Origin of the sequence: Streptomyces sp. NPDC088553 (assembly GCF_044752965.1) — a bacterium.
Taxonomy (GTDB): Bacteria; Actinomycetota; Actinomycetes; order Streptomycetales; family Streptomycetaceae; genus Streptomyces.
This window is the reverse complement of record NZ_JBIVMG010000004.1, coordinates 1-26,189: the sequence shown is the minus strand read 5'-3', so window position 1 is coordinate 26,189 and position 26,189 is coordinate 1. Positions and strand designations below refer to the sequence as shown.

Below are 26,189 nucleotides of genomic sequence, written 5' to 3'. Positions count from 1 at the left end.
CCGAGGTCCTCCCGGCACACCCTCACGCGGTCAGCGGGAACTCCCCGCCCAGCTGCTGGAAGACCGCGCTGTTGAAGGCGAACGCGCGCTTGCACTCGTCGACGATCCGCTGCTTCTCCAGGTCGTCGGCGTTCACCCCGTCGAGCAGCTCCCGGTACGCCCGCTTGAACGCGGCCGGGTTGGCGATCGTGTCGAACACGTAGAAGCGGACGCCGTCGCCCTTGCGCGCGAAGCCCCAGGTGCGCTCCGCCTTGTCGCGGATGATCTGGCCGCCCGACAGGTCGCCCAGGTAGCGCGTGTAGTGGTGGGCCACGTACCCCGCGGGCCAGACACGGGCGCACTCGGCGACCCGCTCGGCGTACGCGACGGTGGCGGGCAGCGGGGAGACCCCGGCGCGCCAGTCGGGGCCCCGCAGATGGGCGAGGTCCTGCTCCAGGGCGGCCGTGCGGAACAGTTCGGGCTGTATGAAGGGCCCCGCGACGGGGTCCGAACGCAGGGCCTCCGCGCCGTCCTCCAGGGCGCGGTACACGAACCAGAGCTGCTCGGTGTAGCGCGCGTAGGCGTCGACGGCCAGGCGCCCGCCCAGGAGGTCGCCCATGAAGGACGACGTCTCCGCCTCCGTGTGCTGCTCGTGCGAGGCCGTACGGATGAGCGTGGAGAAGGGCGTGTCCAAGGCGTGCCTCCGAGACCGATGGGACGGGAACCAGTGACGATCCTGCCAAGTTAGGCTTACCTAAGTCAACTGGTTCCCGACGTCCTGTCGGTAAAGGCTCTACCCATTCGCACGGCTAGGGCAACGTCAGGATCTCCGCCCCGGTCTCCGTCACGACGAGCGTGTGCTCGAACTGCGCGGTCCGCTTCCGGTCCTTGGTCACGACCGTCCAGCCGTCGTCCCACATGTCGTAGTCGTGGGTGCCGAGCGTCAGCATCGGCTCGATGGTGAAGGTCATGCCGGTCTTGATCTCGGTGGTGTGGTGGGGCGAGTCGTAGTGCGGGACGATCAGGCCGGAGTGGAAGGACGAGTTGATGCCGTGCCCGGTGAAGTCACGGACGACGCCGTAGCCGAAGCGCTTGGCGTACGACTCGATGACCCGGCCGATGATGTTGATCTGGCGGCCCGGCTTGACCGCCTTGATGGCCCGGTTCAGGGACTCCCGGGTCCGCTCCACGAGCAGCCGCGACTCCTCGTCGACGTCGCCGCAGAGGTAGGTGGCGTTGTTGTCGCCGTGGACGCCGTTGATGTACGCCGTGACGTCGAGGTTCACGATGTCGCCGTCCCGCAGGACGGTGGAGTCCGGGATGCCGTGACAGATGACCTCGTTGATCGAGGCGCACAGGGACTTAGGGAACCCGCGGTAGCCGAGGGTGGACGGGTAGGCGCCGTGGTCGCACATGTACTCGTGCGCGACCCGGTCGAGCTCGTCGGTGGTGACACCCGGGGCGATGTGCTTGGCGGCCTCCTCCATCGCCCGCGCGGCGATGCGGCCGGCGATCCGCATCCGCTCGATGGTGTCGGAATCCTGCACCTCGGGCCCGGTGTACGGGGTCGGGGCGGGCTTCCCCACGTACTCGGGGCGGCGGATGGAGCCCGGAACGGAACGATGGGGGGAGAGCTCCCCCGGGACGAGAAGCGACTGGCCAGACATGCCAGCGAGTCTAACGACCGGGTCTGGGGCAGCATGGTCTCGGAGGAAGGAGCCGACGACGATGGCTTTGTTCAAGAAGCGCACCGCGGGCAAACCGGGCGAGTGGTACTACTGCCTGGAGCACAAGAAGGTCGAAGAGGGCCCCGATTGCCCGGCGAAGAACCGCTTCGGCCCGTACGCCAGCCGCGAGGCGGCCGCCCACGCGATGGAGACCGCCCGCGAGCGGAACCTGGAGTGGGAGACCGACCCGCGCTGGCACGACAAGGCGGGGAAGCCCGAGACGCAGGATCCGTCGGACTGAGGGCCTCGGCTGCCCGGCCACCGGGGCCGGCCGGGACCGTTCACACGGTCCCGGCCGCGTCCCGCTCCGCCGTGTCCCGCCGGCCCGTCTACCGTTCTGCCGCTTCCCGCTGTGCCGCTTCCCGCCGGACTGCTTCCTGCTGGGCCTTGCGGCGCAGCGAGTCCTCGTCGGTCTCGGAGTCGTACGTGAGGAGCTTCGGGAGCGCGAGGCAGAGCAGGCCCACCGAGGCGACGCAGGCCACGCCGCCCGTCCAGACGGCCGACCGGGTGCCGGTCCAGCCCGCCATCGCGCCCGCTCTGACCTGGCCCAGCTGCGGCCCGACGCTGTACGAGAGCACCTCGATGCCCGCGAGCCGGCCGCGCAGCTCCTCCGGGATCGTCTGGTTCCAGATCGTCGCCCGGCCCAGGCCGCTCAGCATGTCGCCGGCGCCGGCGAAGGCCAGACAGAGCAGGACCAGCCATATGTTCCCGAACCAGCCCGCCGCCGCGATCGCCAGACCCCAGCCGGCTGCTCCGGCGACCACGAGCAGCCCGTGCCGGCGCACCTTCGACGTCCAGCCGCTGGTCAGGCCCAGCACCAGCGAGCCGACCGAACCCGCCGCGTACATCAGGCCGAGCGACCAGTCCGCGTCCAGCTCGTCCGCGAGGAACGGGAAGATCGTGTTGGGGAAGGCGAAGAACATCGCCGCGAGGTCGACCGCGTACGTGCCGAGCAGCACCGGCCTCGACCAGGCGTACCGCGCGCCCTCCGCGATGCCCCGCAGCGAGGGCTTCTCCGCGTCGCGCGCGGGCGGCGCGGGGGAGAGCCGGCGGCACAGCAGCACCGAGGCGGCGAATCCGACGATCGTCACCCCGTACGCGGGCGCGTGACCCGCGTACGCCACGACCAGGCCCGCGAGCGCCGGACCCGCGATCGAGCCCATCTGCCAGCGCAGCGAGTTCAGCGCGGCCGCCGCGGTCTGGTGCTCGTGCGGCACGATCCGGGCCAGGAGCGAGTCCAGGGCCGGCCGCTGTAGCCCCGCGAGCGCCGAGACGCCGGCCGCGACCACGTACAGCGGCCAGAGCATCGGGGTCGGAAGCAGCGCGTTGACCAGCAGGACCGCGGCGAGCAGGCCGAGCCCCGCCTCGGTCAGGAGGATCACCTTCCGCCGGTCGACGGCGTCGGCGAGCGCCCCGCCGTACAGGCCGAAGACCACCAGCGGCACCAGCTCGACCGCGCCCATCGCGCCGACGGCGAGCGGTGAACCCGTCAGCTCCTTGATCTGCAGCGGCAGGGCGATCATCGCCATCGCGCTGCTGAAGTACGTGACGAGCCCCTGCACCCAGAGGAGCCGGAAGTCCCGGGACGCGCGCCACGGCGCCAGATCGGGCAGGAGTGCGGAGAGCTTTGCGAAGGCAGGGGACACGAGAGGTCATGCTCCGGTGACGAACCGGACGGGGCAAACGATTTTCCTGCCTTTGCGCCGGCCGGAGGAGGCCGCTCCGGACGGACCTGCCCCCGCCTACCAGCGCGCCGGCGGCGGTGCCGTCAGCCGGTCCGCGAGGTCCGAGAGCCGGTCGCGGAAGCGGCGGTTCCCCCGCGGTGACGGCAGGCTGTTCTCGCCGGCCGCCGCGCTCACCAGATGCTGCACCGTGTCCAGGTCGACCTCCGCCCCCTCCGCCACCGTGAGCGTCTCGTGCGCCAGCCCGCGCACCTCCTCGTCGCCCCCGTCGAGCGACAGCACCGTCGCCCCCGCCCGCCGGGCGTCGTGCACCCGCTGCAGCAGCCCCCCGTCCGGCCGCTCCGGCGCCACCATCAGCAGCGTCGCCCCGCGCCCCGCCACCTCAAGACGGCCGAGCCCCACCGCCAGATGCGCCGGATCCCCCGGCCGCACCCGGTGCCGTACCAGCGTCGGCGCCAACTCGGGGATCCCCGACCAGGCCGACTCGTCGACCAGGTGCGCCGCCAGGTGCCAGGGCTCGTACTCCGCCGTGCCGACCAGCAGCAGCCCGCCCCGGTGCGGGACGACCGAGGACCGGAGCGCGCCCGCGAACCGGCGGGCCGCCCGCGGCCACTCCGTCCCGGCGAGCACTTCCCGCAGCAACGCGACCCGTACGGCATCCATGGCCCCGCATCCTGCACCAGCCACAGGTCCTCGCGTGGCCGGTTGTGGTGGTTCCACCCGTACGGGAGCCGCCCCGGCGGGCCGACCGCTCGGTAGTGTCGGGTCCATGACTTCCTCGACTCCCAGCTCCCCCGCCGCCAAGGCCGCCCCCAAGGACCCGTGGGACCTCCCCGACGTCTCCGGCCTCGTCGTCGGCGTCCTCGGCGGCACCGGCGACCAGGGCCGGGGCCTCGCCTACCGGCTCGCCAAGGCCGGACAGAAGGTGATCATCGGCTCCCGCGCCGCCGACCGCGCCCAGGAGGCCGCCGCCGAGATCGGCCACGGCGTCGAGGGCGCCGACAACGCCGACTGCGCCCGCCGCAGCGACATCGTGATCGTCGCCGTGCCGTGGGACGGCCACGCCAAGACCCTGGAGTCCCTGCGCGAGGAGCTCGTCGGCAAGCTCGTCGTGGACTGCGTCAACCCGCTCGGCTTCGACAAGAAGGGCGCCTACGCGCTCAAGCCCGAGGAGGGCTCCGCCGCCGAGCAGGCCGCCGCGCTCCTCCCGGACTCCCGCGTCGCCGCCGCCTTCCACCACCTCTCCGCCGTCCTCCTCCAGGACACCTCCCTGGAGGAGATCGACACGGACGTGATGGTCCTCGGCGAGGAGCGCGCCGACGTCGAGCTGGTCCAGGCCCTCGCCGGCCGCATCCCCGGCATGCGCGGCGTCTTCGCCGGCCGGCTGCGCAACGCCCACCAGGTCGAGTCGCTCGTCGCCAACCTGATCTCGGTCAACCGCCGCTACAAGGCCCACGCCGGGCTGCGCGTCACCGACATCTGAGCCGCTTCCGGGCAGAACGCCCGAGCCGGTCCGGGCCGGACGGAGGGCATGGGGGACACTGGACGGGCACAGCAGCCGTACCCGGACAGGAGCCGACCCCCATGCCCCGCCTCGCCCTCTTCGCCCTCGTGGTCTGCGCCCTGGCCGTCGCCGCGGCCGTCGTCTCCTTCGTCGAGGGCAGCTTCCTCGGCGTCGTCTGGGTCCTGATCGCCGGCCTGTCCTCCAACATGGCCTGGTACTACATCCGCCGCGCGAAGGTCGAGAGGACCGCGCGCGCCCAGGCCTAGACCGGCCCCGGAGGCCGGTCCGGCCCCCGGGCGCTCACCGGCCTCAGACCTGGCAGAACTCCGGCGCCTCCTGCCAGAACCGGAACAGCTGCGAGCCGCAGTAGCGGGACAGCTCCGGCACTCCGAGCGACCGCATCAGCGCGTCGATCGCGTCGAAGAAGCCGTCGTTGACCGCCGGCACGAACAGCAGCGCGATCACGATGAAGAAGCCGTACGGCGCGTACGGCTCGATCTGCCGCTTCACCTTGTACGACAGCCACGGCTCGACGATCCCGTACCCGTCGAGGCCCGGCACCGGCAGCAGGTTCAGGAGCGCCGCGGTCACCTGCAGGAACGCCAGGAAGGCCAGCGCGAACTGGAACGCGCGCGGGACGCCGTCGAGCGCGTCGAGCCAGAACGGGGCCGTGCAGACGAGCGCGAACAGCACGTTCGCGAGCGGGCCCGCCGCCGAGATCAGGCTGTGCTTCCAGCGGCCCTTGATCCGGCCCTGCTCGATGAAGACCGCGCCGCCCGGCAGACCGATCCCGCCCATGATCACGAACAGCACGGGCAGGACGACGCTGAGGACGGCGTGGGTGTACGCCAGCGGGTTCAGGGTCAGATATCCCTTCGCGCCGACCGTGATGTCCCCGCCGTGCAGAGCCGTACGGGCGTGCGCGTACTCGTGGAGACAGAGCGACACCACCCACGCCGAGGTCACGAAGAGGAAGACCGCCAGACCGGGCAGGGCGGCGAAGTCCGTCCACACCGCCCAGCCCGTGACGGCCATGACGGCGAGGATCGCCAGGAAGACGGGGCTGATCCGCCGCTCGTGGCGCCGGGTGGTGGCGGTGGTCATCGCGGAAGCTCCCAGGGGACGGAGGTGGCGTCGTTCGGTGCCTGATGTGCGGGAAACGTATCGGGTGACGGGGCGAGTTCCGGAGTCGGGGACCCTCTCACGGAGAATGGGCCCGTGCACTACTCCGTCCTCGGACCGACCCTCGCCCGCACGACCGACGGCACCGACGTGGCCGTCGGCGGCCCCCGGGTCCGCGCACTGCTCACCGTCCTCGCCCTGCGGGCCGGCCGGACCGTGCCCGTACCGGACCTCGTCGACGAGGTGTGGCACGGCGACGAGCCGCCCGCCGACGCCGTCGCCGCGCTCCAGGCCCTCGTCGGACGACTCCGCAAGGCCCTCGGCCGGGACCGGATCGTCTCCGTCGAGGGCGGCTACCGGCTCGACGCCCGGCCCGAGGACGTGGACGCCCGCCGCTTCGAGCACCTGGCCGCCGAGGGCGTGGCCGCGCTCGGCGCCGGGGCCCCGGCCCGGGCCGCCGCCCTCCTCGACGAGGCCCTCGGGCTCTGGCGCGGGCCCGCCCTCGCCGACCTGCCCGACCGGGAGACGGAGGCCCCGCGTTGGGAGGCCCGCCGCCTCGACGTCCGCCGGGCCAGGCTCGACGCCGCCCTCGGGCTCGGCGAGGCGCCCGCGGTCCTCCCCGAACTGACCGCCCTGTGCGCCGCCCACCCCCTGGACGAGACCCTCCAGGCACTGCGGATCAGGGCCCTGCGGGACACCGGACGCGCGGCCGAGGCCCTCGCCGCGTACGAGTCGGTCCGGCGCGCCCTCGCCAACCGCCTCGGCACGGACCCGTCGCCGGCCCTGCGCGCCCTGCACGCGGAGCTGCTGGCCCAGGGGCCGAGGACGGAACCGAAGCGCGGGTCGAAGACCGAGCCGGACCGGGCGCCCGCCACCGCCCCCGCTCCCGGCAACCTGCGCGCCCGGCTCACCAGCTTCGTCGGCCGGGACGAGGAGATCGCCGCCCTCCGCAGGGACCTGAAGGACGCCCGGCTCGTCACCCTGCTCGGCCCCGGCGGCGCAGGGAAGACCCGGCTCTCGCAGGAAGCCGCCGAGCGCGCGGCCGAGGCGTGGCCGGACGGGGTCTGGGTCGCCGAACTCGCGCCCGTCACCGGCCCCGAGGCCGTCCCCGAGGCGGTCCTCGCGGCCGTCGGCGCCCGCGAGACCGTCCTGAGGGGCGCGGGCGCCGAGGAGCTCCGGGCCGGCAACGACCCGCTCGCCCGGCTCGTCGAGCACTGCTCCGGGCGCCGGATGCTGCTGCTCCTCGACAACTGCGAGCACGTCGTGACCGCCGCCGCCGAACTGGCCGAGACCCTGCTCGCCCGCTGCCCGGGACTCCGGGTCCTCGCGACCAGCCGGGAGCCGCTGGGGGTGCCGGGGGAGCTGGTACGACCCTTGGGCCCGCTGCCGATGGGCATGGCGTTGCGCCTGCTCGACGAGCGGGGCGCGGCGGCGCGGCCCGGGTTCACCGTGGGCGAGGACCCCGAGGCGGCGGAGGAGATCTGCCGCCGTCTCGACGGTCTGCCGCTGGCGATCGAGCTGGCCGCGGCCCGGCTGCGGATGCTGACGCCGCGGCAGATCGCGGACCGGCTCGACGACCGGTTCCGGCTGCTGACCTCGGGGGCCCGGACGGTGCTGCCGCGGCAGCAGACGCTGCGGGCGGTGGTCGACTGGTCGTGGGACCTGCTCGACGAGGTGGAGCGCGCGGTGCTGCGACGGCTCGCGGTCTTCACGGGCGGCTGCGACCTGGCGGCGGCCGAGGCGGTCTGCACGGACGCCGGGACCGGCGAGGTGCTCGACGTACTGGATCTGCTGGGGGCGCTCGTCGACAAGTCGCTCGTGGTGGCCGGCCCGGGGGACGAGGGGATGCGCTTCCGTCTCCTGGAGACCGTGGCGGAGTACGCGGGGGAGCGGCTCGACGAGTCCGGGGAACGGGCGGCGGTCGAGCGGCGCCACCTGACGTACTACCGCGAGCTGGCCCGCCGTACCGATCCCGAGCTGCGCGGATCGGGCCAGGTCGCCGCCATCGCCCGCTTCGGCGCCGAGTACGGGAACCTGCGCACCGCCCTGCACCGGGCCGTCGACGCCCACGACGAGGACGAGGCGCTCGTCCTCGTCCACTCCCTGCTCTGGTACTGGCAGATGCGCGACCTGCGTTCCGACGCCCTGCACTGGGCCCGGGCCGCCGCCGCCCTCGGCCCCGACCCGTTCACCCCGCCCGCCGCCCCCGTGGTCCCCCTGGACGAGCCGTGCACGGCAGGGCCGCCGCCGCTCGCCGAGGAGCAGCGCTGGGAGGCGCGGCGCGGGGTGCGGCTCGTCGAGCTGATCAACATGGATCACGAGACCGGGCGCTGGACCAGCCCCGCCGGCATGGAGCGGCTCCGCGAGATGACCGCCGTCTACGAGCCGGGCCTGCCCCAGGCCTCCCGACTGCCCGGCTCTCTCGCCGTCTTCGCGGTCCTCCTCATCGGCGAGGCCGGCCGGCTCCGCGAACTGCTCGACACGACCATCGAGGCCTGCCGCCGCTACGGCTACGACTGGGAGCTCGCCAACGCCCTCCAGATGCGGGCCAACATGTTCGCCAACCGGGGCGACCAGGCCGTCGAGGCCATCGCGGACGCCGACGAGAGCCTGGAGCTCTTCGTCCGGCTCGGGGACGCCTGGGGCGCGGCCGAGGCGCTCTCCTCCCGCGCGGAGGCCCAGGAGCGGCGGCTCTCGTTCGAGGAGGCGGCCGCGGACTTCGAGGCCGCCATCGGCTACGCGGAACGGATCGGCGCCCAGTCGCAGATGGCGCTCCTGCGGGCCCGGTACGCCGGGACGCTCGTCGAGACCGGGCGGCTCGACGAGGGCGAGGCCATCCTGCGCGAGATCGTGGACGGCGGCCACCTCTGGGGTCATGAACCCCTGCTCGGGGCCCGCATCTTCCTGGCCCTGGCGCTCGGCCGCAGCGGTCGCACCGCCGAGGCGCGTGAGCACCTGCACGCGCTGCGGGGAGAGTTCGGCTCCGAGACGCTCTCGATCTTCGAGGGCTTCACGCTCGGCAGCCTGGGCTGGCTGGACGACCTCGACGGACGGTACGGCTCCGCGCTCGCTCTGGCCACGGAGGCCTACGAGAGGTCCCTCGGCGCGCTGTCGATGATGGTCGCCCCGCAGATGCCCGGGGTCCATCTGGTCACCGCGGCCTGGGCGCTGGGCGGGCTCGGCGGCCCGGAGGCGCGTACCGGGGCGGTGCTGCTCGGGGCCAGGGACGCCCTGGTCCCGCCGGGGCACCTGGCCCCGCCCATGGAGCGGGAGAACCTGGCGCGGGCCTCGGACCTGTGCAGGGCCGTGCTGGGAGCCGCGGAGTTCACCGCGGCGCACGCGGAAGGCGGCGGCCTCTCCTTGGAAGAGGCCGCCGCCCTGCTCGGTCGCGCCGCCGACGCGATCAGTGAGCGCGCCGAGTCCTGAACCCCCGTGGTGGACTCAGGTCTTCTTGCGGAACTTGGTCACCGCCAGGGGCGCCGTGACGATCGTGATGACGAGGGCCCAGCCGAGGGTCATCCACACCGAGTGGGCGACCGGGCCGCCGTTGATCAGGTTGCGGGCGGCGTCGGCGAGGTTGGACAGCGGGTTGTAGTCGGTGAAGGTCTCCAGCCAGCCGGGCATCGAGGTCGTCGGGGCGAAGATCGAGGAGCCGAACTGCAGCGGCATCAGGACCAGCATCGCCATGCCCTGGACGGCCTGGGCGGTCTTCAGGGTGAGACCGAGCAGGATGAAGATCCACATCAGGGACGCTCCGAAGACCATCGAGAGGCCGATGGCGGCGAAGAGGTGCAGCACGGAGGTGTGGATCTCCAGGCCGAGCAGGAAGCCCATGCTGAGCAGGATCGCGGTGGCGATCAGCATCCGGCCGACCTCGACGACGATCTTCGCGATCAGGACGGAGGACCGGGCGATCGGCATCGTCCGGAACCGGTCCATGACCCCCTTCTTGAAGTCGTCGTTGATGCCCACGCCGACGGCCATCGCGATGTTCATGCCCATCATCGCCATCAGGCCGGGCGTCACGTAGTTCACGTAGACGTCGTTGTTGCCCTTGCCGGCGATCGCGCCGCCGAAGACGTACACGAACAGCAGGATGAAGATGATCGGCATCAGGACGGCGTCGAACATCGACTCCGGGTCCTGCTTGATCTGGAGCGCGTTGCGACGGGCGAGGGCGCCGATGTGCCGCAGGTTGGCCCGGAGGCCGATCCGGCCCTCGGCGGCGGGCGCGGGGCGCGCGGCCGCCGGGCCCGGGGCTCCGACGGGGGACTTGGTGACCGTGGTCGTGCTCACGCGGCGACCTCCTCGTTGATCTCGTCGGAAACGGTGGTCTTCTCGCCGGTGATGGCCAGGAACACCTCGTCCAGGCTGGGCAGATGGGTGCCGATGTGCGCGATGCCGAAGCCGCGGGCGCCGAACAGGGCCACGACGGCGGTCAGCTGCTGGTCGGTGAGGATCGGCACGTACAGTGCGCCCTCGTCGGGCACGACGGTCGACCCGGCGATCCCGTCGAGGCCGGTCTCGCGGAGCGCGGCGGCCATCGCGGGCAGCTGGCCCGGGTCCACCGGGCGGACCTTCAGGGTCCGGCCGCCGACCTTGGCCTTGAGCTCGTCGACGCCGCCCCTGGCGATGACCTTGCCCTTGTCGATGACGGTCAGCTCGCTCGCGAGCTGCTCCGCCTCCTCCATGTACTGGGTGGTGAGGAGGACGGTGACGCCCTCGGAGACCATCCGCTGCACCTCGTCCCACACCTCGTTGCGGGTGCGGGGGTCGAGACCGGTGGTCGGCTCGTCCAGGTAGAGGACGGCCGGCCGGCCGATCATCGAGGCGGCGAGGTCGAGCCGGCGCCGCATGCCGCCCGAGTAGTTCATGGCGGGCCGCTTGGCGGCGTCGGTGAGGGAGAAGCGCTCCAGCATCTCGTCGGCCCGGCGGCGGGCGTCGGAGCGGGAGAGGTCGAGCAGCCGCCCGATCATGTACAGGTTCTCCCAGCCGGACAGCTTCTCGTCGACCGAGGCGTACTGACCGGTGAGCCCTATGGTGCGGCGCAGCTGGCGGGGGTGCTTCACCACGTCGTACCCGGCGACGGTGGCGGTCCCGGCATCCGGGACGAGGAGGGTGGAGAGGCAGCGGACGAGGGTGGTCTTCCCGGCGCCGTTCGGGCCGAGCACGCCGAGGACGGTGCCCTCCCGTACGTCCAGGTCGACCCCGTCGAGGGCCTTGGTGTCGCCGAAGTGCTTCACGAGGCCCCGGACCTCGACGGCGTTGGTGTGTGATCGCGTCATGGCCCCTACTAGACCAGGGGCCACCGACAATCCTCCGACAGACGACCGACAGCCCGCCGATGGGGGATGTCGGCGGGCTGTCGGGTGGTGCCGCAGTGGCTGTGTGGGCCTGTCGCGACTAGTGGAAGGTGTGCTCCTCGGCGGGGAACGCCCCGCCGCTGACGTCCTCGGCGAAGGCGCGCGCGGCGTCGCCGAGCGTCTCGCGGAGGTTGGCGTACTGCTTGGTGAAGCGGGGGACCTTGCCGCCGGTCAGACCGGCCATGTCGGTCCAGACGAGCACCTGGGCGTCGGTGCCGGCGCCCGCGCCGATCCCGATGGTCGGGATGTGCAGCGAGCGGGTGACCTCGGCGGCCAGCTCGGCCGGTACGAGCTCCAGGACGACCGCGAACGCGCCCGCGTCCTGCGCCGCCTTCGCGTCGCGGAGCAGCTTGTGCGCGGCCTCGTCGGAGCGGCCCTGCACCCGGTAGCCCATGGTGTTCACGGACTGCGGGGTGAGGCCCAGGTGGGACATGACGGGGATGCCGGCCTGGACGAGCAGCTCGGTCTGGGGCAGCGAGCGCTCGCCGCCCTCCAGCTTGATCGCACCGACGCCCGCGTCCTTGACCAGCCGGGTGGCGTTGCGCAGGGCCTGGACCGGCCCTTCCTGGTACGAACCGAAGGGGAGGTCGCCGACGACGAGGGCGCGCTTCGTGCCCCGGACGACGGCGGCGGAGAGCAGGGTCATCTCGTCCATCGTGACGGGCACGGTGGTGTCGTAGCCGAGGTGACAGTTGCCCATGGAGTCCCCGACGAGGATCACCGGGATGCCGGCCTCGTCGAAGACGGACGCGGTCATCGCGTCGTAGGCGGTGAGCATGGGCCACTTCTCGCCGCGGGTCTTGGCGGCGGCGATGTCGTGGACGGTGATGCGGCGCGTGCCCTTGCCGCCGTACAGCGCCTTGCTGCTGTCGGCGGGCGGTTTCTGGGCAGCCTGAAGCGTCATGGTGCACGGCTCCTTGTGTCATCTCGAGGCGCCCTGACGGCGTCCCCGGACCACATCCATGGTGGCACTTCGCCGGGCGGGCGGGGAAGTGGGCCGGAGTGGCGCTGTTCACACCGGCGCGCCGGGGCGGGCGAGCCGCGTGCCGTGGCGGGCGTTCACACGCCCGCAACGTAAAGGCTCGGTCAGGAATTTCGATACGAGACGGTCTCGTATCGAAATTCCTCTAGGGTGGCGGACATGTCACAGCCGTCCTCCGCCTCCGCCGCCTCCGCCGTACCCCCCGGACCCCGGGTCCCCGAGGCCGTCCACCGGCGCCGCTGGGCCGTCCTCGGCGTCCTGATGCTCAGCCTGCTGATCGTCGTCCTCGACAACTCGATCCTGAACGTCGCGGTCAAGACGATCGCCGCCCCCGCGCCCACCGGAATCGGCGCCACCCAGAGCGAGCTGGAATGGGCGATCAACTCCTACACGCTCGTCTTCGCCGGGCTCCTCTTCACCTCGGGCCTGCTCGGTGACCGCATCGGCCGCAAGAAGGTGCTGCTCTTCGGCATCACCGTCTTCGGCATCGGCTCCGCCCTCGCCGCGCTCTCCGGCTCCCCGGGCGAGCTCATCGCCTTCCGGGCCGTCATGGGCCTCGGCGCCGCCTTCGTCATGCCCGCGACGCTCGCCGTCCTCATGAACGTCTTCGAGCGCGACGAGCAGCCCAAGGCCATCGGCATCTGGGCCGGCAGCGGCGGCCTCGCCATCGCGATCGGCCCGATCACGGGCGGCATCCTGCTCGAACACTTCTGGTGGGGATCGATCTTCCTCATCAACGTGCCGGTCGTGCTGGTCGCCCTCGCCCTGATGATGTGGCTGGTCCCCGACTCCCGCGACCCCAGGCCCGGCCGGATCGACGTCCCCGGCGTGCTGCTCTCCGTCGTCGGGCTCGTCCTCCTCGTCTACGGGATCATCCGCGGCGGCGAACTGGCCGACTTCACCGACGTCACCGTCCTCGCCCCGGTCCTCGGCGGCCTCGCCGTCCTGGTCCTCTTCGTCCTCCACGAGCGGCGCAGCGACCACCCGGCGATCGACATGACGTACTTCAAGAGGCCCGCGTTCTCGGCGGCCGTCGCCGCGATCGCGCTCGTCTTCTTCGCGCTCATGGGCGTGACCTTCTTCTCCGCCTTCTACCTGCAGAGCGTCCGCGGCTACAGCGCCCTCCAGTCCGGGCTGCTCATCCTGCCGCTGGCCGTCGCGCAGATGGTGTTCGCGCCCCGCGCGCGGCTCGTCGTCGAACGCTTCGGCGCCAAGGCCGTCTGCACCGCCGGCATGCTGCTCGTCGCCCTCGGGCTCGCGGCCTTCGCCTTCTTCGACGCCTCGACCCCGGTCTGGGTCATGGAGATCGTCTTCTTCGTCCAGGGCGCGGGAATGGCGCACATCATGCCGCCCGTCACGGTCGCGATCATGCAGGCGCTGCCGCGTGAGAAGGCGGGCTCCGGCTCGGCGATCAACAACACCTTCCGTCAGGTCGGCGGGGCGCTCGGCGTCGCCGTCCTCGGCTCGCTGCTCTCCTCCACGTACCGCGGCGAGATCGAGGGGCACCTCGGCGGGGTCCCGGAGGCCCTGCGCGCCACGGCGGGAGAGTCCGTCGAGGCGACGCTCGCGGTCGCGGAGAAGCTCGGCCCGGCGGGCCGGGACCTGGTGGCCCCGGCGTACGACGCCTTCCTCGACGCCATGCACGTCACGGCGCTCGCCTCGGCCGTGATCGGCCTGATCGGCGCGGCGGTGGTCGCGCTCTTCCTGCCGGGCCGTACGCCGGCGGGCACCGCGGGCGCCCCCGGACCGGGTGCCGCGGGGCCGGGCGCCCCGGGACCGGGTGCCGCGGGATCGGGAGCCGGCGGTACGGGACCGGGGGAGGCAGGACCGGGTGAGGTGGGTCCGGGTGCCGTGGCGCCCGGAACCGGCCCGGACGGTGGCGCCCGGCGGGGCTCGGTGCCGGGTCCGGCGTCCGAGGCGGGAGAATCGGCCCGACGGTAGGGCACGAGGCGCCGAGGGCGCCCATGGTGTCCGAGGGCCCGAACGAGAGGTGGAGCGCACGTGTCGCGGCAGGACGGCGGGACCCCCGGAACCCCGGAAACCCACGACGACGGGGCCACGGCCGGCGCCGCGACCGGCGCCCGGCGGGGCCGGCCCCGGAGCGAGGGCGTCGAGCGGGCCGTCTTCGACGCGGTCGTCGGGCTCCTGGACGAGGGCGTCCCGCTCGCCGAGCTGTCCATCGAGCGGATCGCCCGCACCGCCGGCGTCGGCAAGGCCACCATCTACCGCCGCTGGACCGGCAAGGAGGAGCTCTTCGTCGATCTGCTCCGCTCGGTGGAACCCCCGGACCCGGTGCTCTCCGGCACCTCGGTCCGGGGCGATCTCGTCGTCCTCCTGGAATCGCTGCGCGAACGCGGCGTCGCCAAGCGGACCTCCAGCCTGCTCCACAACGTCTTCGCGCAGATGCAGCTCTACCCCCGGCTGTGGGAGGTCTACCAGCACAGCGTCATCGAGCCGCGCCGCCGTCTCGGCCTGGACACCGTGCGGCGCGGGATCGAACAGGGGGAGATCCGCGACGACCTCGACATCGAGTTCGTCAACGACCTCCTCACGGGCCCGCTGCTCCTGCGCACCGTCATCCGCCCCGGCGCCTCCCTGGAACCCGGCCTCGCCGAGCGGGTCGTCGACACCGTGATGGAGGGCCTCCGGCCCCGGGACTGACCGCCGCCCGAACGACAAGGCCGGACCCGGCCAAATGTGCGCGTTCTGTCACAGCCCGCCCGAGGACGCCACCTGCAGGAACCCGCCACGCCCCGGCCGTCGTCCCACCGGGCGTACGACGACCCCGTCATCCCCTAGTGTCGACGTCGGGTCACGGAGCGAGACAGCAAGACAGCAAGACAGCACGGCAGCAAGGCAGTGAGGACGGGCGATGGCGCGGGTGGACATGACGGAGACCGAGCAGGGCGGCACGGGGAACGAGCCGACGACCTCCTCCCGCTTCCGGACCGCCCTCGGCGGACTCCGCCGCGACCCCGGGATCTGGCGCCGCGGCATCCTGCTCGCGCTCTTCGCGGTGGCCCTCACCCTGTTCATGGTCCTCCACGCCGAGATCCCCAACCGGATCGGCAACCTCGGCAGCCTCACCGAGACCTTCCTGCCCTGGCTGGGCCTCTTCGTCCCGCTCCTCCTCGTGCTCGCCCTGCTGCGCCGCTCCGCCACCGCGTTGATCGCCCTGGTGCTGCCGGCCGTGGTGTGGCTGAACCTCTTCGGCGGACTCGTCGCCGACAAGTCCGAGGCCGGCGGCGACCTGACCGTCGCGACCCACAACGTGAACGCCGACAACCCGGACCCCGCGGGCACCGCCGAGCAGCTCGCCGCGTCCGGCGCCGACGTCCTCGCCCTGGAGGAACTGAAGGGCGACATGGTCCCGGCGTACGAGAAGGGCCTCGCGAAGGCCTACCCGTACCACTCCGTCCAGGGCACGGTCGGACTCTGGAGCAAGCTGCCCCTGCGCGACCCGCAGCCCGTCGACATCCGGATGGGCTGGACCCGTGCGATGCGGGCCGACGTCGTGACCCCCCAGGGCGAGGTCGCCGTGTACGTCGCCCACCTGCCGTCCGTCCGGGTCAGGATGAACGCCGGCTTCACCGCCAACCAGCGCGACGCCAGCGCGAACGCCCTCGGCGAGGCCATCTCCGACGACCGCCACGAGCGGATCGTCCTCCTCGGCGACCTCAACGGCACCATGAACGACCGCGCGCTCAACGGCATCACCTCGCAGCTCCGCTCCACCCAGGGCGCGGCGGGCGACGGCTTCGGCTTCAGCTGGCCCGCCTCGTTCCCGATGGCCCGCATCGACCAGATCCTGGTCAAGGGCGTCGAGCCGATGTCCTCCTGGGCCCTCCCGGAGACGAGGAGCGACCACCTCCCGGTCGCGGCCCGCGTGAAGTTCTGACGACGTGCGGCCCGCGTCACGTTCCTGCGACGCGGGCCGCACGTAGCACACGGGTCGAAATCTCCTCTTCACTCCCCGGAAGCCGCCGGGAAGAAAACATCTGAGAGCCTTTGTTCCGTTGAAGAACTATCTTCCGGAAAGGCCCTTCCCATGCCCCTGGCGCTGCTCGCGCTCGCCGTCTCCGCCTTCGGCATCGGCACCACCGAATTCGTGATGATGGGCCTGCTACCGCAGGTCGCCGACGACCTCGGCACCTCCGTCCCCACCGCCGGGTACCTCGTCTCGGCGTACGCGATCGGCGTCGTCGTCGGCGCCCCGCTGCTCACCGCCCTCGGCTCCCGCGTCCCGCGCAAGCGGATGCTGCTCCTGCTCATGGCCCTCTTCACGGTGGGCAACCTGGCCTCCGCGCTCGCCCCCGGCTTCGGCTGGCTGATCGCCGGCCGGGTGCTCGCCGGGCTCCCGCACGGCGCGTTCTTCGGGCTCGGCGCGGTCGTCGCCGCCCGGCTCGTGCGCGAGGGCCGGCAGGCGCGGGCGGTGGCCACGATGTTCCTCGGCCTGACCGTCGCCAACATCCTGGGCGTACCCGCCGCGACCCTGCTCGGACAGCACCTCGGCTGGCGGGCCACCTTCCTCGTGGTCTCCGCCATCGGCCTGCTCGCCATGGCCGCGCTCGCCCGCCTCGTGCCGCACGTCCCCGTCGACGAGCGGCAGAGCCTGGGCCGCGAGGTGCGCGCGCTCGGCCGCCCGCAGGTGCTGCTCGGTCTGCTCACCGCCGTCTTCGGCTTCGCGGGCGTCTTCGCCGTCTACTCCTACCTCGCCTCGATGACCACCGAGGTGATGGGCTTCGGAGACTCCACCGTCACCGTCGTCCTCGCCCTCTTCGGCCTCGGCATGACCGGCGGGGCGCTCGCCGCCGGCCCGCTGACCGACCGGGCGCTCCGCCCGACGCTGTACGGCTCGCTCGCCGCCCTCGTCCTCGCCCTGGTCGCCTTCCGCTTCACGATCCACGTGCCCTGGCTGGCCCTGGTCACGGTCGTGGTGCTCGGTGCCGTCGGCTTCATGACCACCACCCCGCTCCAGATGCTGGTCATGAACAAGGCCAAGGACGCCCCGACGCTCGCCTCCGCCTCCAACCACTCCGCCTTCAACCTCGCCAACGCCGGCGGCGCCTGGGCGGGCGGCGCCGCCGTCGCCGCCGGCTGGGGCTGGACCTCGCCTGCCCTGGTCGGCGCGGGCCTCACGGTGGTGGGCCTGGCGATCGCGGCGGTGGCGGGCCTCCTCGACCGCGACCGGGGTACGGGGGAGGGGGCCTCGCGCGTCGTCGCGCACAGCCCCCTCGCCGAAGGTCACCCCGCCGGGAAGCAGGTCAGCTCGTCGTCTCCCGCCAGCGGTTCGTGATCGGCAGGCGCCGGTCCTTGCCGAAGCCCTTCGCCGAGATCTTGGTGCCGGGCGGGTACTGGCGCCGCTTGTACTCCGCCGTGTCCACCATCCGCAGCGTCTTCGTGACCAGCTCCTCGTCGAAACCGGCGGCCACGATCTCGTCCCGGCCCCGGTCCTGGTCCACGTACAGGGCGAGGATCGCGTCCAGGGTGTCGTAGTCCGGCAGCGAGTCCGTGTCGACCTGCCCCGGGCGCAGCTCCGCGCTCGGGGGCTTGCTGATCGAGCTCTCCGGGATCGGCGGGGTCTGGCCGCGCTCCTCGGCCGCCCGGTTGCGCCAGCGCGCCAGCCGGAACACGGTCGACTTGTAGACGTCCTTGATGGGCCCGAACGCGCCGACGGAGTCGCCGTACAGCGTCGAATAGCCCACCGCCAGCTCGGACTTGTTGCCCGGCGCGAGGACGATGTGACCCTCCTGGTTGGAGAGCGCCATCAGCGTCGTGCCCCGCAGCCGCGACTGGAGGTTCTCCTCGGCGAGGCCGGTGAGGCCGAGCGCACCCATGTACGCGTCGAACATCGGCTCGATCGACACCGTGCGGTAGTGGAGCCCGGTGCGGCGGGCCAGCTCGGCGGCGTCGCCGCGCGAGTGGTCGGAGGAGTACTTCGAGGGCATCGACACCCCGTACACGTTCTCCGAGCCGAGCGCGTCGCAGGCGATGGCGGCGACGAGCGCCGAGTCGATGCCCCCGGAGAGACCGACGATCACCGAGCGGAAACCGTTCTTCGCGACATACGCCCGGACCCCGATGACCAGCGCCGAGTACACCTCCTCCTCGTCGTCCAGCCGGTGCGCGTATCCGCCCGTCAGCTCCGGCTCGTACGCCGGCAGCGGCTCCTCCGAGAGCACCACGCGGTCGATCGTCAGCCCGTCGTTCACCACGCCCTCCGGCGCCTCGGCGTCGGCCGCCGGCAGCTCCAGGTCCAGGATCACGCTGCCCTCGACGAACTGCGGGGCCCGCGCGATCACTTCGCCGTCCGCGTCCACCACGATCGAGTCGCCGTCGAAGACCAGCTCGTCCTGGCCGCCCGTGCTCGCCAGGTACGCGGTCACGCACCCGGCCTCCCGGGCCCGCCTGCGGACCAGTTCGAGGCGCGTGTCGTCCTTGTCCCGCTCGTACGGCGAGGCGTTGACCGACAGCAGCAGCCCCGCCCCCGCGTGACGCGCCGCCGGAACCCGGCCGCCCTCCTGCCACAGGTCCTCGCAGATCGCCAGGGCCACGTCGACCCCGTGGACCCGGACGACCGGCAGGGTGTCGCCCTGGACGAAGTAGCGGTACTCGTCGAAGACGCCGTAGTTCGGCAGGTGGTGCTTGGCGAAGCGCAGCACCACCTCGCCCCGGTGCAGCACGGCGGCGGCGTTCTCCGGCGAACCGGCCGGCCGGCCGAGCTTCGGCTCCGCCCGCTCGGAGCGGTCCAGATAGCCGACGACGACCGGCACCTCCCCGAAGCCCTCGTCCGCGAGCCGGCGGGCGAGACCGCGCAGGGCCGCCCGCGAGGCCTCGACGAACGAGGAGCGCAGCGCGAGGTCCTCCACGGGGTATCCGGTGAGCGCCATCTCGGGGAACGCGACGAGATGCGCGCCCTGTCCGGCGGCGTGCCGGGTCCAGTGCACGATCGCCTCGGCGTTCCCGGCGATGTCTCCGACGGTCGAGTCGATCTGATTCAGGGCGAGGCGTAGTTGAGGCACCCGGCCAGTGTAATCGTCAGACCGACGCGATGTCCTGGGAAACGGGTGCGTGACCCGTTCCTCCCGCCGGGCGTGCGCCCCCGCCCCGCCCGATCGATCATGGCTCTCATGACTCCCACGACGGTCACTGACGACCCGCCAGGGCCGGCCCGGGTCCACCCCGGCCACCGGCAACCCTCCGGCACGCCGTAGCGTCAGACCCACTATGCCCGGAAACGTGACGCGAGCCTCGGCCGCCCTGCTGGCGCTCGGCGCGCTCGCGTACACCGCGTGGGTCCTCGAAGCCGTCCTGCGGACCGGGCTCGACCCGGTCCGGACGTACGTCTCCGAACTGGCGGCGTCGGACCAGCCGTTCGGCACCTTCTTCCGGGCGACCGACCTGGTGTCGGGGACGCTGATCCTGGCGGGGGCGGTGCTGGGCTGGGCGGGGACGAGACCGCCGGGGACGAGGCCCTCGGGGGCGAGGGGGTCCAGGACGAGGGGGCCCGGTCGTGCGGGGCCGCCGGCGCCCGGCCGCGTGGGGACACCTGAGTCCGGTGAGTCGGCGGCGCCGGGGTCCGGTCGCGTGGGGGGCTCGGGAGCCGGGCGGGCTGGGGCCCCGGAGGCCGGTCGGGTGTGGTGGGGCCGCGAGCCCTGGGCGGTTCTCGGGTGGGGCGCGCTGGCGCTCTTCGGCGCCGCCACCGTCGCCGACTCGCGCCTCCCGCTCAGCTGCGCCGCGACCGCCGACCCCGCGTGCGCCGCGCGCGAGACCGCCGGGCTCGTGCCCGCCACCCATACGGCCCATGCCGTCAGTTCCGGTCTCGCCATGACCGGCGCCCTCGTCGCCCTCGTCGCCCTGACCATGGCCGCCCGCCGGTACGGCCGCCGGCGGCCCCTCGCCCGTACGGGCCCGGTCGTCGTCGCCCTGGAGCTCGCCGCCACCGTCTGGACCCTCGCCGCCGTCGCCGCCTTCGAGGCGGGGAAGGGCACCTGGGCGCTCGGCGCCGGCCAGCGGCTCCAGGTGCTCCTGGTGGCGGTGTGGCTCGCGGTCCTCGCGTACTCCCTCGCCACGTCCCGCCCCGGCCCGGAAGAGGAGCGATGACCGGAAAGCCGGCCTTCGTACGCGTCGACGGCGTCGCCCACCACGTCGTCGTCGAGGGCTCGGGACCCGTCTGCGTCCTGAGCGCGGGACTCGGCATGAGCTGGTTCGACTGGGACCCGGTCGTCCCGCTCCTCGCTCCGCACCGTACGGTCGTCCGCTTCGACCGCCCCGGACACGGCCTCTCCCAGCCCGCCGCCGCCCCGCCCACCGCCGCGGGCGAGGCCCACCGGATCGCCGCGATCCTCGACGCGCTGGGGCTCACCGACCCCGCCACCGTCGTCGGGCACTCGATCGCCGGGTTCCACGCCGAGGCCTTCGCCCGGCTCCACCCGGACCGGACCACCGCGCTCGTGCTCGTGGACTCGTCGGTGGAGGAGCACCCCCGGGTGAGCACGTCCCACGGGGCCGTCGCCCGGGTCCTCGGCACCGTCCTGTCCGCCGCCGGAGTCCCGGCCGCCCTCGGCCCCGCGGTGCGCCGTGCGGCCGTACGCCACGACCCGGCCGCCACCGCCCTCGTGCACCGCGTCTACCGCACCTCACGCGTGCTGCGCGGCACCCTCTGGGAGAACGCCCACTACGGAGCCGTCGCGGCCGAACTCCTCGCCCTGCGCACCACGCACCCGCTCCCGCCGGGCCTCCCCGTCACCGTCCTCGCCGCCCCCGAGGGCTCGGCCCGCTGGGAACGGCGCCAACGCGCGCTGGCCCGACGGCTCGGCGCCCGCTACGAGGCGGCCGTGCCGTCGGGCCATCTGGTCATGAAGGACCGCCCGGAAGCGGTGGCGACCGTGATCCTGCGATCGTGATCCTGCGGTCGATCCGGTCAGGCAGGCGCGCCGACGCCTCAGGAAGGCGCGTAGACGCTCTCGCAGAATCCCTTGAGCTGCTCGTCCGACAGATGCTGGGCCAGATCGGCCTCGCTGATCATGCCGACGAGCCGCTTCTCCTCGATGACGGGCAGCCGACGGATCTGGTTGCTCTGCATCTCCTCCAGGACCGCGCCCACGTCCGCGCCCGACTCGACCCAGCGCGGGGTGCCCTTGGACATCTCGCCGCAGGTGATCTTCGAGGGGTCGTGGCCCATGGCCACACAGCCGACCACGATGTCGCGGTCCGTGATGATGCCGCAGAGCCGCTCGTTCTCGTCGGCGACGGGCAGCGCGCCGACGTTCAGGTTGCGCATCATCTGCGCGGCGCGGTCGAGCGTCTCGTGAGCCGGGATCCACTGGGCCCCGGGGTGCATGATGTCCTTCGCCGTGGTCATGGGGTGCGTACCTTTCGTCGGACGTGGTCACACACGTACGTCCCCGAGCCCCATCCATTCTCGGCGCACGGCCCGACCACCGCGACTTGTCGGCGTACGACACGGCCCCCGCGACCGCGGCGGGTCACGGGGGCCGTCGGATCACCGACCCGGGCCGTCAGGCGCCACGCTTCCTGAGCATGTCCGCCATCAGCAGCATCTCGGACTTCTGGGCGTCGACCATGCCCTGCGCGAGACCGCGCTCGATCTCCACCGAGCACTTCTGGACACAGCCCTCGGCCATGTGGACCCCGCCCCTGTGGTGCTCGGTCATGAGCTTCAGGTACAGGACCTCGGCCTCGCGGCCGCTCGCCCGGCGCAACTCGTCGAGCTGGGCGTTGGTCGCCATGCCGGGCATGAGCGCCCCGTCGAGCGGACCGGTGTCGCCGGAGCCGCCCATGCCCATCCAGGTCATCGGCTCGACACCGGACTCGATCTTGGGCAGTCCCCACAGGTCGAGCCAGCCGAGCATCATGCCCCGCTGGTTGGCCTGGGTGTTGGCGATGTCGTACGCGAGACGGCGCACCTCCTCGTCCTGGGTGCGGTCCCGGACGATGAACGACATCTCGACGGCCTGCTGGTGGTGGACGGCCATGTCCCGGGCGAAGCCGGCGTCCGCGGAGAGCGAGGACGGCGTACGCGGCGCCTCCTCGCGCTCGGCGGAGGCGACCGTGACGGCGCCCCCGGCGAACAGCAGGGCGAGCGCGACGGCGGTGATCGCCGCCCACTGCGTCCGGTTCGGCCGCCGGGCCGGCGGCGTCAGGAGGTCGACGTCGCCGTCGTCCTCGCCGACCCGGCTCACTGGCTGAGCCCGCCGGTGCAGGCGGCGCCCGGCTCGGGGGTCTGCGGGCCCTGGACGTACTTCGTGAAGAAGGCGTCGATGCGGGGGTCGCTCGCGTTGTCCACGGTGACCTGCTTGCCCCAGGCGGACAGCATGATGGCGCCGGCCTGGTCGTCGACGGGGCTCATCAGCGTGTACTTGGTCTTGCCGACCTTGTCCTCGAGCTTCTTCACGTCGTCGGCGGCGGCCTTCTTGTTGTACGTCACCCAGACGGCGCCGTGCTCCAGGGAGTGCACGGCGTTCACCTCGGAGACGGCCTTCTTGTAGACGACGCCGTCGCAGTTCATCCAGACCGGGTGGTGGTCACCGCCGACCGGCGGCTTCATGTCGTACTTCACGGCCGTCTCGACGTGGTTGCGGCCGAGCTTCGCGGCGTCCCAGGACTTCTCCGCGGTGATGGGGGCCTTCGCGGCCGCGTCCTTCTTGTCCTGCTCGTCGGACTTCTTCATCAGCACGAAGGTGCCGAAGCCGACGAGGCCGAGGACGACGACGCCCGAGATGCCGATCGTGACGAGGCGGTTGCGGCGCTCACGGGCCTGCTCGGCGCGGCGCATCTCCTCTATTCGGGCGCGGCGGTCGGCGTTGGCGGAGCTCTTGGCGGCCATGGTGGTGTCGTCCTTCTTCAGGGATGGGGGTGGAGTTCGGGGGTGGACGGAGCGGGGCGGGACGCCCGCCGCCGCTATGTCCGAAGAACTTGAAGGACGTGCAGATCCGGCGCGCGCGGCCGGACGCCGGAACGGCGCGCGGCGCCGTCACCGGACGGCGGCTCGAAGCGCGGCAGCCCGTCGGCCGCGTGCAGCGGCGGATCGAGCGGGGGCGCGCTGAGCACCGCGGGGGAGAGCGAGGGGAAGAGGGAGCAGCCACCGCGGTCGTACGGGCAGATGTACTCGACGACGGTGCCGGTGGCCGCGGGGGTGGTGGCCGTGGTGCCGGTGGCCGCGGGCCCGCTCGCGGCCTTCGCGCCGGTGCCCGCGTGATGGTTCTCGGGACCGGGTCCCGCGCCCAGACAGAAGAAGAGCGCGGCGAGGAGCGTCGCCACGGCACTCACCAGTGCCATGGGACGCGCGTGCTGGGACGGGCGTACGAGCCGTGTGGCCCCCATGGGCGCAGATCGTAGTGGGCGCGGGGGCTCTGTGGGCCGAACGGGGTACCACTCGGTACCCACGGGCGGGCGGCGCAGGGGCGAACGGCCACCCGGACGCAGCCCTTCCCGCGTTACCTGAGTCACACCCGAGCAGGCACTATGGGTGTGCAACGTGCGCGAAACCATGTGGTGGGATGCTCAGGTGCCCCCCGATGTGCTCTGAGGCGGTGGGAGCAGGCGGCCTGACCAGCGAGGATGGGTGTGGAAATGGACAAGCAGCAGGAATTTGTGCTCCGTACGCTCGAGGAGCGCGACATCCGCTTCGTACGTCTGTGGTTCACCGACGTGCTGGGCTTCCTCAAGTCGGTGGCCGTGGCGCCCGCCGAGCTTGAGCAGGCCTTCGACGAGGGCATCGGTTTCGACGGCTCGGCGATCGAGGGCTTCGCCCGCGTATACGAGTCGGACATGATCGCCAAGCCGGATCCGGGGACGTTCCAGATCCTGCCGTGGCGGGCCGAGGCGCCGGGGACGGCGCGGATGTTCTGCGACATCCTGATGCCGGACGGATCGCCCTCCTTCGCGGACCCGCGGTACGTCCTGAAGCGGGCGCTGGCCAAGACGTCGGACCTGGGCTTCACCTTCTACACCCACCCCGAGATCGAGTTCTTCCTCCTCAAGGACAAGCCGCTCGACGGCACCCGCCCCACCCCGGCGGACAACTCGGGGTACTTCGACCACACCCCGCAGAACGTGGGCATGGACTTCCGCCGCCAGGCGATCACGATGCTCGAATCGATGGGCATCTCGGTGGAGTTCAGCCACCACGAGGGCGCCCCGGGCCAGCAGGAGATCGACCTCCGTTACGCGGACGCCCTCTCCACGGCGGACAACATCATGACCTTCCGCCTGGTCATGAAGCAGGTGGCGCTGGAGCAGGGCGTGCAGGCCACGTTCATGCCGAAGCCGTTCTCGGACTACCCGGGTTCGGGCATGCACACCCACCTGTCCCTCTTCGAGGGCGACCGGAACGCGTTCTACGAGTCGGGCGCCGAGTACCAACTGTCCAAGGTCGGCCGCTCGTTCATCGCGGGCCTGCTGAAGCACGCGGGCGAGATCTCCGCCGTGACGAACCAGTGGGTCAACTCGTACAAGCGCATCTGGGGCGGCTCGTCCCGCACGGCGGGCTCGGGCGGCGAGGCCCCCTCGTACATCTGCTGGGGCCACAACAACCGCTCGGCCCTGATCCGCGTCCCCATGTACAAGCCGGGCAAGACGGGCTCCTCCCGCGTCGAGGTCCGCTCCATCGACTCGGGCGCGAACCCCTACCTGACGTACGCGGTCCTCCTCGCCGCCGGCCTCAAGGGCATCGAAGAAGGTTACGAACTCCCGGCCGGCGCCGACGACGACGTCTGGGCCCTCTCGGACGCGGAACGCCGCGCGATGGGCATCGAACCGCTCCCGCAGAACCTGGGAGAGGCGATCGCCCTGATGGAGAAGAGCGAACTGGTGGCGGAGACTCTGGGCGAGCACGTCTTCGACTTCTTCCTCCGCAACAAGAAGCAGGAGTGGGAGGAGTACCGCTCCGAGGTCACGGCCTTCGAACTCCGCAAGAACCTGCCGGTGTTGTAGTCGAAGGGCGGGACGGGCGCGGCCCGGAGCCGATGATCGGGGCCGACGGTGACGCACCGTCGGCCCCGAGGCGTCCCGTGGCCCAAGTGCGAGCTGTGGAAGATCATTTGAGCCCGGACCTGTGCGATCATGAACGGCGATTTCCGGCCACTCGCCGGATTCTTCCTTATCGATTGCAGAGGACCATGAAGTTCACCGCGTTCACCCGTGCCCGGCACGGGCTGCTCGTTCTTGCCGCATCCCTCGGTCTCGTCTTCGGCGTCTCGGCCGTTCCGGCCCAGGCGGCCGAGCCCACCTTCACCTACCTCGGCACCGTCGAGATCCGCGTGGACCACTCCGGCCAGTGTCTTGAGGTGGCGGACTGGAGCACGGCGAACGGCGCGGCCGTCCGGCAGTGGCCCTGCACCGGTGGCGCCAACCAGAAGTGGCACCGCTTCTGGCGGTCGAACGATCTCGTCGGATCGTCCTACTACGTCAACGTCAACAGCAACAAGTGCCTGGAGATCGGCGGCTGGGGGCGCAACAACGGTGCGACCGCCAACCAGTGGGACTGCCACTACGGCCTCAACCAGCTCTTCCACGGCGGTGACGGCATTCTCTACATGGACTACTCGTACGTCCAGGGCAAGTGCCTGGAGATAGCCGACTGGAGCACGCAGCCGGGCGCCCGCGCGCGACTGTGGGACTGCCACTACGGCGACAACCAGGGCTTCAGGAACAGGTCCGTGGCCTGGTAGGCACCTGGGCGGGGGGCGGGCCGCCCCCCCCCCCCCCCCCCCCCCCCCGCGGGTGGTACATTTGGCCGGGCGGCACGGGCGCTAAGACAAACCCCGGGGAGATATAATACCTAGGCACCCCCCCGCGCCTGCTGAG

25 protein-coding genes are annotated in these 26,189 nt (G+C 72.3%); 12 read left to right on the top strand and 13 right to left on the bottom strand.

From position 1 onward, the window contains the following. Positions 1-22: 22 nt before the first annotated feature. Together ACIP8Z_RS13125 and map are read right to left on the bottom strand one after the other, a co-directional pair. Positions 23-673 carry a heme oxygenase (biliverdin-producing) gene (locus tag ACIP8Z_RS13125; protein ID WP_402082430.1) on the bottom strand — a complete coding sequence of 217 codons (651 nt, stop codon included), beginning with the start codon at positions 671-673 and terminating at the stop codon, positions 23-25. Positions 674-788: 115 nt separating this feature from the next. Then, positions 789-1,646 carry a type I methionyl aminopeptidase gene (gene map / locus ACIP8Z_RS13120; protein ID WP_402082427.1) on the bottom strand — a complete coding sequence of 286 codons (858 nt, stop codon included), beginning with the start codon at positions 1,644-1,646 and terminating at the stop codon, positions 789-791. Positions 1,647-1,707: 61 nt separating this feature from the next. Here map and ACIP8Z_RS13115 point away from each other — a divergent pair, with 61 nt between their 5' ends. Next, positions 1,708-1,947 carry a hypothetical protein gene (locus ACIP8Z_RS13115; RefSeq protein ID WP_402082424.1) on the top strand — a complete coding sequence of 80 codons (240 nt, stop codon included), beginning with the start codon at positions 1,708-1,710 and terminating at the stop codon, positions 1,945-1,947. A gap of 88 nt (positions 1,948-2,035) precedes the next feature. Here the strand turns inward: ACIP8Z_RS13115 and ACIP8Z_RS13110 are convergent, their stop codons facing one another. After that, complete coding sequence (locus tag ACIP8Z_RS13110; protein WP_402082422.1) at positions 2,036-3,352, bottom strand: MFS transporter; 1,317 nt, start codon at positions 3,350-3,352, stop codon at positions 2,036-2,038. 96 nt (positions 3,353-3,448) lie between these two features. Then, on the bottom strand, positions 3,449-4,051 hold the full coding sequence (locus tag ACIP8Z_RS13105; RefSeq protein ID WP_402082419.1) for a hypothetical protein: 603 nt from the start codon (positions 4,049-4,051) through the stop codon (positions 3,449-3,451). Positions 4,052-4,157: 106 nt separating this feature from the next. Between ACIP8Z_RS13105 and npdG the strand changes: the two genes are divergently transcribed. Both npdG and ACIP8Z_RS13095 read left to right on the top strand, forming a co-directional pair. Continuing rightward, positions 4,158-4,871: an NADPH-dependent F420 reductase gene (gene npdG, locus ACIP8Z_RS13100; RefSeq protein ID WP_402082417.1), complete on the top strand. Its 714-nt coding sequence runs from the start codon at positions 4,158-4,160 to the stop codon at positions 4,869-4,871. A 101-nt stretch (positions 4,872-4,972) separates the two neighbouring features. Continuing rightward, a complete protein-coding gene (locus ACIP8Z_RS13095) occupies positions 4,973-5,158 on the top strand; it encodes a hypothetical protein (RefSeq protein WP_402082414.1) in 186 nt (61 codons plus the stop codon). Positions 5,159-5,201: 43 nt separating this feature from the next. On the opposite strand, the gene ACIP8Z_RS13090 is transcribed toward ACIP8Z_RS13095, so the two are convergent. Beyond that, positions 5,202-5,996, bottom strand: a complete 795-nt coding sequence (locus ACIP8Z_RS13090; RefSeq protein WP_402082411.1) for a site-2 protease family protein — start codon at positions 5,994-5,996, stop codon at positions 5,202-5,204. 114 nt (positions 5,997-6,110) lie between these two features. On the opposite strand from ACIP8Z_RS13090, the gene ACIP8Z_RS13085 reads away from it, so the two are divergent. Further along, a complete protein-coding gene (locus ACIP8Z_RS13085) occupies positions 6,111-9,440 on the top strand; it encodes an AfsR/SARP family transcriptional regulator (protein WP_402082408.1) in 3,330 nt (1,109 codons plus the stop codon). A gap of 15 nt (positions 9,441-9,455) precedes the next feature. On the opposite strand, the gene ACIP8Z_RS13080 is transcribed toward ACIP8Z_RS13085, so the two are convergent. The 3 genes from ACIP8Z_RS13080 to panB all read right to left on the bottom strand — a co-directional run bounded on the left by ACIP8Z_RS13080 (position 9,456) and on the right by panB (position 12,281). Then, positions 9,456-10,310, bottom strand: coding sequence for an ABC transporter permease (locus ACIP8Z_RS13080; RefSeq protein ID WP_319308954.1), 855 nt, complete (start codon positions 10,308-10,310; stop codon positions 9,456-9,458). Then, a complete protein-coding gene (locus ACIP8Z_RS13075; RefSeq protein ID WP_402082405.1) occupies positions 10,307-11,299 on the bottom strand; it encodes an ATP-binding cassette domain-containing protein in 993 nt (330 codons plus the stop codon). Before ACIP8Z_RS13075 ends, ACIP8Z_RS13080 begins: the two co-directional genes overlap by 4 nt. Before the next feature lie 118 nt (positions 11,300-11,417). Further along, positions 11,418-12,281: a 3-methyl-2-oxobutanoate hydroxymethyltransferase gene (gene panB, locus ACIP8Z_RS13070; RefSeq protein WP_030314175.1), complete on the bottom strand. Its 864-nt coding sequence runs from the start codon at positions 12,279-12,281 to the stop codon at positions 11,418-11,420. Positions 12,282-12,518: 237 nt separating this feature from the next. Between panB and ACIP8Z_RS13065 the strand changes: the two genes are divergently transcribed. From ACIP8Z_RS13065 to ACIP8Z_RS13050, 4 genes are all read left to right on the top strand, one after another. Then, positions 12,519-14,300, top strand: coding sequence for a DHA2 family efflux MFS transporter permease subunit (locus ACIP8Z_RS13065; RefSeq protein WP_402082402.1), 1,782 nt, complete (start codon positions 12,519-12,521; stop codon positions 14,298-14,300). A gap of 60 nt (positions 14,301-14,360) precedes the next feature. Beyond that, positions 14,361-15,020 (top strand): TetR/AcrR family transcriptional regulator, encoded by a 660-nt coding sequence (locus ACIP8Z_RS13060; protein ID WP_319308950.1) that lies wholly within the window; start codon positions 14,361-14,363, stop codon positions 15,018-15,020. Between the two features lie 211 nt (positions 15,021-15,231). Further along, positions 15,232-16,257: an endonuclease/exonuclease/phosphatase family protein gene (locus ACIP8Z_RS13055; RefSeq protein WP_402082399.1), complete on the top strand. Its 1,026-nt coding sequence runs from the start codon at positions 15,232-15,234 to the stop codon at positions 16,255-16,257. 150 nt (positions 16,258-16,407) lie between these two features. Beyond that, entirely contained in the window at positions 16,408-17,655 is a 1,248-nt protein-coding gene (locus tag ACIP8Z_RS13050; RefSeq protein WP_402082397.1) for an MFS transporter, read from the top strand. Here ACIP8Z_RS13050 and ACIP8Z_RS13045 read toward each other — a convergent pair. Further along, on the bottom strand, positions 17,624-19,381 hold the full coding sequence (locus tag ACIP8Z_RS13045) for an NAD+ synthase (protein ID WP_402082396.1): 1,758 nt from the start codon (positions 19,379-19,381) through the stop codon (positions 17,624-17,626). The genes ACIP8Z_RS13050 and ACIP8Z_RS13045 overlap by 32 nt on opposite strands. Positions 19,382-19,598: 217 nt before the next feature. On the opposite strand from ACIP8Z_RS13045, the gene ACIP8Z_RS13040 reads away from it, so the two are divergent. Continuing rightward, a complete protein-coding gene (locus ACIP8Z_RS13040) occupies positions 19,599-20,462 on the top strand; it encodes a DUF998 domain-containing protein (RefSeq protein ID WP_402082394.1) in 864 nt (287 codons plus the stop codon). Beyond that, positions 20,459-21,265, top strand: a complete 807-nt coding sequence (locus tag ACIP8Z_RS13035) for an alpha/beta fold hydrolase (RefSeq protein WP_402082392.1) — start codon at positions 20,459-20,461, stop codon at positions 21,263-21,265. The genes ACIP8Z_RS13040 and ACIP8Z_RS13035 overlap by 4 nt, the downstream gene beginning before the upstream one ends. A 38-nt stretch (positions 21,266-21,303) precedes the next feature. Here the strand turns inward: ACIP8Z_RS13035 and ACIP8Z_RS13030 are convergent, their stop codons facing one another. From ACIP8Z_RS13030 to ACIP8Z_RS13015, 4 genes are all read right to left on the bottom strand, one after another. Then, complete coding sequence (locus ACIP8Z_RS13030) at positions 21,304-21,723, bottom strand: CBS domain-containing protein (protein ID WP_402082389.1); 420 nt, start codon at positions 21,721-21,723, stop codon at positions 21,304-21,306. A gap of 157 nt (positions 21,724-21,880) precedes the next feature. Then, a complete protein-coding gene (locus tag ACIP8Z_RS13025; protein WP_402083802.1) occupies positions 21,881-22,525 on the bottom strand; it encodes a DUF305 domain-containing protein in 645 nt (214 codons plus the stop codon). Between the two features lie 35 nt (positions 22,526-22,560). Next, the gene (locus tag ACIP8Z_RS13020; protein ID WP_402082387.1) at positions 22,561-23,208 is read right to left on the bottom strand and encodes a DUF3105 domain-containing protein; all 648 of its coding nucleotides are present in this window, start codon (positions 23,206-23,208) and stop codon (positions 22,561-22,563) included. Positions 23,209-23,282: 74 nt separating this feature from the next. Beyond that, positions 23,283-23,705: a hypothetical protein gene (locus tag ACIP8Z_RS13015; protein WP_319308940.1), complete on the bottom strand. Its 423-nt coding sequence runs from the start codon at positions 23,703-23,705 to the stop codon at positions 23,283-23,285. Positions 23,706-23,954: 249 nt separating this feature from the next. On the opposite strand from ACIP8Z_RS13015, the gene ACIP8Z_RS13010 reads away from it, so the two are divergent. Both ACIP8Z_RS13010 and ACIP8Z_RS13005 read left to right on the top strand, forming a co-directional pair. After that, a complete protein-coding gene (locus ACIP8Z_RS13010; protein ID WP_015033133.1) occupies positions 23,955-25,316 on the top strand; it encodes a glutamine synthetase family protein in 1,362 nt (453 codons plus the stop codon). A gap of 185 nt (positions 25,317-25,501) precedes the next feature. Further along, positions 25,502-26,053, top strand: a complete 552-nt coding sequence (locus ACIP8Z_RS13005) for an RICIN domain-containing protein (RefSeq protein WP_402082384.1) — start codon at positions 25,502-25,504, stop codon at positions 26,051-26,053. Positions 26,054-26,189 lie beyond the last annotated feature (136 nt).

Coding starts and splice junctions, on each gene's coding strand:
- ACIP8Z_RS13050 (WP_402082397.1), top strand. CDS start 16,408: ATGCCCCTGGCGCTGCTCGCGCTCGCCGTCTCCGCCTTCGGCATCGGC.
- panB (WP_030314175.1), bottom strand. CDS start 12,281: ATGACGCTTCAGGCTGCCCAGAAACCGCCCGCCGACAGCAGCAAGGCG.
- ACIP8Z_RS13095 (WP_402082414.1), top strand. CDS start 4,973: ATGCCCCGCCTCGCCCTCTTCGCCCTCGTGGTCTGCGCCCTGGCCGTC.
- npdG (WP_402082417.1), top strand. CDS start 4,158: ATGACTTCCTCGACTCCCAGCTCCCCCGCCGCCAAGGCCGCCCCCAAG.
- ACIP8Z_RS13075 (WP_402082405.1), bottom strand. CDS start 11,299: ATGACGCGATCACACACCAACGCCGTCGAGGTCCGGGGCCTCGTGAAG.
- ACIP8Z_RS13115 (WP_402082424.1), top strand. CDS start 1,708: ATGGCTTTGTTCAAGAAGCGCACCGCGGGCAAACCGGGCGAGTGGTAC.
- ACIP8Z_RS13030 (WP_402082389.1), bottom strand. CDS start 21,723: ATGACCACGGCGAAGGACATCATGCACCCCGGGGCCCAGTGGATCCCG.
- map (WP_402082427.1), bottom strand. CDS start 1,646: ATGTCTGGCCAGTCGCTTCTCGTCCCGGGGGAGCTCTCCCCCCATCGT.
- ACIP8Z_RS13055 (WP_402082399.1), top strand. CDS start 15,232: ATGGCGCGGGTGGACATGACGGAGACCGAGCAGGGCGGCACGGGGAAC.
- ACIP8Z_RS13005 (WP_402082384.1), top strand. CDS start 25,502: ATGAAGTTCACCGCGTTCACCCGTGCCCGGCACGGGCTGCTCGTTCTT.
- ACIP8Z_RS13065 (WP_402082402.1), top strand. CDS start 12,519: ATGTCACAGCCGTCCTCCGCCTCCGCCGCCTCCGCCGTACCCCCCGGA.
- ACIP8Z_RS13035 (WP_402082392.1), top strand. CDS start 20,459: ATGACCGGAAAGCCGGCCTTCGTACGCGTCGACGGCGTCGCCCACCAC.
- ACIP8Z_RS13015 (WP_319308940.1), bottom strand. CDS start 23,705: ATGGGGGCCACACGGCTCGTACGCCCGTCCCAGCACGCGCGTCCCATG.
- ACIP8Z_RS13020 (WP_402082387.1), bottom strand. CDS start 23,208: ATGGCCGCCAAGAGCTCCGCCAACGCCGACCGCCGCGCCCGAATAGAG.
- ACIP8Z_RS13105 (WP_402082419.1), bottom strand. CDS start 4,051: ATGGATGCCGTACGGGTCGCGTTGCTGCGGGAAGTGCTCGCCGGGACG.
- ACIP8Z_RS13010 (WP_015033133.1), top strand. CDS start 23,955: ATGGACAAGCAGCAGGAATTTGTGCTCCGTACGCTCGAGGAGCGCGAC.
- ACIP8Z_RS13090 (WP_402082411.1), bottom strand. CDS start 5,996: ATGACCACCGCCACCACCCGGCGCCACGAGCGGCGGATCAGCCCCGTC.